5 protein-coding genes and 1 tRNA gene are annotated in these 6,127 nt (G+C 71.2%); 4 read left to right on the top strand and 2 right to left on the bottom strand.

The genetic code is table 11. The features are described 5' to 3' along the window. The first annotated feature begins 48 nt into the window (after window positions 1-48). A complete protein-coding gene (locus ACWGB8_RS14670; RefSeq protein ID WP_452213619.1) occupies window positions 49-1,590 on the top strand; it encodes a DEAD/DEAH box helicase in 1,542 nt (513 codons plus the stop codon). A 157-nt stretch (window positions 1,591-1,747) separates the two neighbouring features. Next, window positions 1,748-2,128 (top strand): CBS domain-containing protein, encoded by a 381-nt coding sequence (locus ACWGB8_RS14675; RefSeq protein WP_452213621.1) that lies wholly within the window; start codon window positions 1,748-1,750, stop codon window positions 2,126-2,128. Window positions 2,129-2,413: 285 nt separating this feature from the next. On the opposite strand, the gene ACWGB8_RS14680 is transcribed toward ACWGB8_RS14675, so the two are convergent. Then, a complete protein-coding gene (locus ACWGB8_RS14680) occupies window positions 2,414-2,695 on the bottom strand; it encodes a helix-turn-helix domain-containing protein (RefSeq protein ID WP_209415364.1) in 282 nt (93 codons plus the stop codon). Window positions 2,696-3,873: 1,178 nt separating this feature from the next. Here ACWGB8_RS14680 and ACWGB8_RS14685 point away from each other — a divergent pair. Continuing rightward, window positions 3,874-4,098 (top strand): hypothetical protein, encoded by a 225-nt coding sequence (locus ACWGB8_RS14685; protein WP_354642932.1) that lies wholly within the window; start codon window positions 3,874-3,876, stop codon window positions 4,096-4,098. A gap of 27 nt (window positions 4,099-4,125) precedes the next feature. Here the strand turns inward: ACWGB8_RS14685 and ACWGB8_RS14690 are convergent, their stop codons facing one another. After that, window positions 4,126-4,248, bottom strand: a complete 123-nt coding sequence (locus ACWGB8_RS14690) for a hypothetical protein (RefSeq protein ID WP_354642933.1) — start codon at window positions 4,246-4,248, stop codon at window positions 4,126-4,128. 1,766 nt (window positions 4,249-6,014) lie between these two features. Between ACWGB8_RS14690 and ACWGB8_RS14695 the strand changes: the two genes are divergently transcribed. After that, window positions 6,015-6,091: transfer RNA gene (locus ACWGB8_RS14695), tRNA-Met, on the top strand. The last annotated feature ends 36 nt before the right edge of the window (window positions 6,092-6,127 follow it).

The following is a 6,127-nucleotide window of genomic DNA, read 5'->3' on the forward strand; positions in this document are numbered from 1 at the left end:
CCGCGCTGCGGAGTCGCCTCGCGACGTGCCGTCCCAGGAAGGTTTCGCATGAACCGCTCCAGTCGCTCCCCGTACCAGAACACCAACTCCCGCTCCTCGGCCTCCGCCCGCTCCTACGGATCCCGCTCCGGCGGCAGCTCCTTCTACGGCGACCGGCCCGCCGGCGGCCGGAGCTTCCATCAGGGCTCGTCTGCTCAGGGCGAGTTCGCGATGCCGGTGAGCACCACCCCGGCGCTGCCGGCCGTCGAGGCGTTCGGCGAGATGGACATGCCGAAGGCGCTGCTGTCGGTGCTGACCCGCCAGGGCGTCACCACGCCGTTCCCGATCCAGGCCGCCACGCTGCCGAACTCGCTCGCCGGCCGTGACGTCCTGGGGCGTGGCCGTACCGGCTCCGGCAAGACCATCGCGTTCGGTCTCGCCGTGTTGGCCCGCACCGCCGGGCAGAAGGCCGAGCCGCGCCGGCCGCTGGCCCTGGTGCTGGTTCCCACCCGTGAGCTCGCGCAGCAGGTCACCGATGCCCTCACCCCGTTCGCCCACGCGGTTCGGCTGCGGATGGCGACGGTGGTGGGCGGAATGTCGATCGGACGCCAGGCGCAGGCGCTGAACCGGGGGGCGGAGGTCGTGGTGGCCACCCCGGGCCGGCTCAAGGACCTGATCCAGCGGGGCGACTGCCAGCTGGACGGGGTCGGCATCACGGTGCTCGACGAGGCCGACCAGATGGCCGACATGGGCTTCCTGCCGCAGGTCACCGAACTCCTCGCCCAGGTCGCCGAGGGCTGCCAGACGATGCTGTTCTCCGCGACCCTGGACCGCAACGTCGACCGCCTGGTGCGGCGCTTCCTGAAGGATCCGGTCACGCACTCGGTTGACCCGTCGGCGGGTGCGGTCAGCACCATGGAGCACCACGTGCTGCACGTGCAGAACTTCGACAAGAACGCCACGATCGCCCACATCGCCTCCCGTGACGGCGGGGTGATCATGTTCATCGACACCAAGCACGGCGCGGACCGCCTGGTGGAGGACCTCCTCGCGAACGGGGTGAAGGCCGCGGCCCTGCACGGCGGCAAGTCCCAGCCCCAGCGCACCCGCACCCTGGAGCAGTTCCGCACCGGCCAGGTCACCGCGCTGATCGCGACCAACGTCGCCGCACGCGGCATCCACGTCGACGGGCTCGACCTGGTCGTCAACCTGGACCCGCCCAGCGACCACAAGGACTACCTGCACCGCGGCGGGCGCACCGCCCGCGCGGGGGAGTCCGGCACCGTCGTCACGCTGGTGCTGCCCAACCAGCGCCGCGAGATGGCCCGCATGATGACCACGGCCGCCATCACCCCCGTCACCACCCGGGTCAGCGCCGGCGACGAGGAACTGGCCCGCATCACCGGCGCCCGCGTGCCCACCGGCATCCCCACCGTGATCGCGGCCCCCGTCGTCGAACGCCCCCGCCGCAGCGCCTCCACGAGCCGCGGCCGCCGCAGCCGCCCCGCCTACGCGGGAGCCGACGCCCGCGCAACCGCCACGGGCCGCGACAACCAGGGCTCCTCCGGCCGCCGCCGCCGGGCACCCCGCCGCGTCGCCCTCGCCGCCTAGCGCGTACGGGGGGCCCGGACTGCCGCCGCAGTCCGGGCCCCACCACCCACCAAGCGCAGAGCAGTCCCGGCCCGGTCCGGCACACCCGCCGGCCATCCCACCGCCAGTGCCCTGACTACCGCCGGCCCCGGCGGTGGATACGCGAAGGAGTCTGCCCATGACCATCACCCTCGAACGCCCCCCGGCCACCGCCACGGTCGGCGACCTCATGAAATGTCCGGAGCTGCAGATCAGCGACGACGTCATGGTCGACATGGCGATGGACATCCTGCAGAGCTCCGGCGCCGACCACCTCCTGGTCCGCGACGACGACGGCCGCTGCGCGGGACTGCTGACCCGCCTGCACCTGGCGCCGTTCCAAACCCGCTCCCGGTCCACCGAGCGCACCCCGGTGCGCGACATCGTCCTCGACCGGGCCCCGTTCGCCACCGCCGACATGCCCGCCGCCACTGCGGCCGCCGCCATGCGTTCCCGCGGCCTGGCCGTGTGGCCGGTGGTGGACCACGACGGCCACGCCATCGGCCTACTCAGCTTCTAGGCCCGGCGCGTCGGCGCCGACGCGCCGGCCATCGCGGTATCCGCCCGCAGCACGCTTCGCCCCTACCAGCGGATGCGCCGGGCCGGTGCGGCCTCACGCGAACCTGGAATCCCCCTGCGCGGAAGCGGTCTGCGTGGTCCGCGCCGTGAGGCAGGGTGTCGGGCAGCCGGGCCGGTGGAGAAGGGTCGGCCGGCGAACCGGAACCGAGGGGCTCGTGTCCCGGGCGGCCTGCGGTGAGCACCTGCTGCTCACCGCGGGCCGGTTTCGTCGGCCTGGATGGATGGGTCAGGTGTCGGCGGAGGGTTCCTGGCCGTGTTGGGAGCGGCGGAGCTGCTCGTTGATGCGCAGGGCTTCCTCGAGTTGGTCTTCGAGGATGATGATGCGGCAGGCGGCGTCGATGGCGGTGCCCTGGTCGACGAGGTCGCGGGCGCGCATCGCGATCCGAAGCTGGTAACGGGAGTAGCGGCGGTGACCGCCGTCGGAGCGCAGGGGGGTGATGAGGCCCTGCTCGCCGAGCGAGCGCAGGAAGCCGGGGGTGGTGCCGGTCATCTCGGCGGCGCGGCCCATGGTGTAGGCGGGGTAGTCGTCATCGTCGAACGAGCTGACGGCGTCGGGGGTGTGGGGTCGGATGGTTGCCGTGGTCACTGCACCTCTTCTTGTTGTTGTGTCCGGGGACGCGCTGAGGGGCCCCGGGGCCGTTGCGGCTCCCGGGGCCCCGAAGGGTTTTACACCATCTGTCGGCCTGTGGCCGACTTCCTCATGTCCGCCTCGCCCCGGGGGAGGGGGCGTGCGGGGATCGCGTATGCGTGACCGGAAACCACCGTCCTTGCCTTGGGGTCTTCGGAATCCGCCCGGGTGATGCCTCACGGGCCGGGCGATCCTGATGGCGTTCTGTCCCCTCCGTTCATCCTCTGTACTGACCGATTACTGCGAACTGCGGGTACTTCCACTACCGGGTACTGCGACCTGCTCGGAACTGCGGTGCTGCTGGTACTGCGAACTGCGTGATAGTGCCAACTACCCGGTGCTGCTGTGGCGGTCCTGGTGGTCCGCCGGTTCCGGCAGCCAGCCCCGTCGCCCGTCCTGCTCAACCGCTCGGCTTGGAACCCCACTGCCGGACTCCCAGCACGCGCGCCCGCAGTCTTGGGCGCCTTCACTGGGATACCGCGTACTGCGACTGCCGGTACTGCGCAACTCAACTTCACCTGCTGGTAATGCACTTACCGAACTGCGGTACCGCTCGGTGGTGGCCCCTGATACCTGCGGGCCGCCCGGCCCGGTCGCCAGTTCCGTCGCCGTCCTGCACCTGCTGTGGCTCCGGAACTCCGCTACCGCGCCGTCTTTTGCGTCACCTTCTTCACGCCCACCTGCCCGGCGCGTCTTTTGAACTGCGGTGCTGCTGGGCGGCGGCCCCTGATACCTGCGGGCCGCCCGGCCCGGCCACCGGTCCTGTCGCCTTACTGCGCCATCCCTGGCTTCAGGGCCCTGCAACCGTGCCGACCTGCGAACTTCTTTCCTGCTGCCCGCCAGTTCGTGTCTGGCGGGTGCCGCTTGACCTCGTCTACGAGAGAAACACTAACCACGGTGTGCGGCAATGTCTACTCCGACGGGCATAGATTTTGCGGTGTCGGTCGGGGAGGTAGTCTTCGCCCCGCGCAGGGCGGGGCGGCCGGTCGCCGCAGCTGCGCCAGGACGGAGGACGCCGCGTCCGGCGGCCACGACGACGAACGAACGGGAGGCGAGCGGTGGAAGGGCAGCAGGCCGCGCGGCAGGTGCGCACCCCCGACCCCGATACCCAGGTGTCGCTGGCGGCGGCCATCGCCGAAGCTGTCCGCGACCGCGACGAGCGGGTCCTGCGCCGGCTTCTGGCCCGCTTCGCCGAGCAGGCCGCCCTCACCGACCTGCCCGCCCTGCGCGACGCCATCGACACCACCGGGCAGCACGGCGACCGCCCGCCGGGAACCCGTTAGGCCGAGCCGGCCCGCCGCGCTCCCGGATCAGAAGGCACGGGCGGCGGCGTCGCAGGTCAGGCAGACGTACCCGGCCCAGCGCGGCGGATACCAGCCCTGTCCGGGCCGCTGCGGGCTCCACCGGTCGACCACCATGGACGAGGTGTCCATTCCGCACGCGGTCAGCGCCCCCGGGCCGCCGGTGGCCTTCGGCTCCGATGGTGCGGCGTGTACCCGCCGCGCCGACATGGCATCGACCTGGTCGTCCCGATCCCCAGGACGAGGGTGTCCAGCGGCTCGACCAGTTCCATCAGAACCACGATGCCCATGGGTCAACCGTGCGCGCGCCCGGCCGCGAACGCGACCGCACCGGGGCGCGGGGTGGTCGGCGGTGGACCGCGCCGGCCACCCCGCGCGCGGCTCGCCGCGCCGAGGTGGCGTTCATCGGTGTCACTGAGGGGCGCCCCGGGGCGGCGCACCAAGGCCCGGTGTGCGGAAGGAAGGGGGTCCCGGTCGCGCCCCGGGGTCAGGCGGTGATGGCCTCGCGTTCGGCCTAGGCCGTGATGGTGATCTCGTGGGGGTGGGCCTTCTCGCACAGTTCGAGAACTTCCTCCAAGGCGCTCTCCAGAACTGGAGCGACCTGCCTTCTCCGCCGTCGGCCCAGACAAGGGCTAGCCGGTGGTGCGCGGTGGCGGCCTGGGCGAGCAGGACCTGGGCTGCCGCGCGGTCGCCGATGTCCGCAGAGGTGACCATCACGGCCAGCAGCACGCCGAGGGTGTCGCCCCCTCGTCTCTCCGCACCCTCCCGGTGCGGCACCATCGCAGCAGCCACCGCTCCCCCGTGTCCAGGAACCGGCGGTCCACGTCACTCCGCACCATCCGGGTGCGGCACCATCGCAGCTGCGCCGTGACGCGGCTGATGTTCTATTCCTCGGCTGCCGCTCCGCTCCCATCTCGGCGCGGCACCACTACAGCGAGATCGGCGAGCACGACCTGATGAGTATCCCGAGCCACTTCCTTGTATGCGGTTGCCCACGGAGTGTGGCTGAGGGGTACAGCGGAAGGGGGGACCGGTGGGGACTTGCCGGGGACCACGCGTTGCTCACCATTGCCTCTGAGTCGCCTTTCGCGGAACGAACAGCGCGGGCTCTCTACCGTCTGACGTGCAGCGATCGCTATGGCCGGGCGACTGGGGGTCAAGGGGTCGCAGGTTCAAATCCTGTCGTCCCGACTGTGAAGTCGTAGGTCAAAGGGCCTGGAAGCCTAGAGCTTCCAGGCCCTTCCTGTTGCCCGGGGGTCCTCCGGGGACGCGATGGCCGCCGCCAGTGCGTCTACGCAGGTCAATGCCGGTCTACGGTCCGCCACGCGGGTGGCCCGGACGCTGTGGGGGTGGGGCCCAGGCTTGTGGGTCTCTGCCATCGACGGGGCTCGGAAGTGGCCGGGCGATCAACGGGCGCATGTCGGCTGACGCAGCGTTGCTTCTGCGATCCGCACTGAGGCCGGCCGCCGGTGGCGGGCTGGTTCACGCAGGGGTGTTGCGGGGGAGGAAGCCCGAGGGCCGGCGTTGGCAGGGGGCGCCAATGATGTTCGGGTATTCGGACGAGTGGTGGGTTCTGCTGTTCGTCCCGGTGGTGCTGTGGGTACCGCTCGGGCCCTTCGTCATGGGTGCCATGGGGGTGTGGTGTGGGGGTGTTCGCGGTCGACACGGTCCTGCCTGCGGACACCTGGGACGAGTCGACCTGGTGGGACAACTTCCTTGGCTACCTCGCCGTGGACGTCGGGGGCATCACGGTGCTGCCCTGGCTGCTCGGCTACGGCGTCACGCGTGTGACGCGCACCCTGCGTGCCCAGCGGAGCCGGGTGGCTGACCCTGCATTCGGTGGGGTGGGTAATGGATTTCCGCTGCAGCCCTCGGTGCCGTATGGTCGGTGTTACCGACGCGGGGTGGAGCAGCTCGGTAGCTCGCTGGGCTCATAACCCAGAGGTCGCAGGTTCAAATCCTGTCCCCGCTACCAAGAAGGCCGGGTCCGACGCATGTTGTGCGTCGGACC

The sequence above is a fragment of the Kitasatospora sp. NPDC054939 genome (assembly GCF_053610105.1).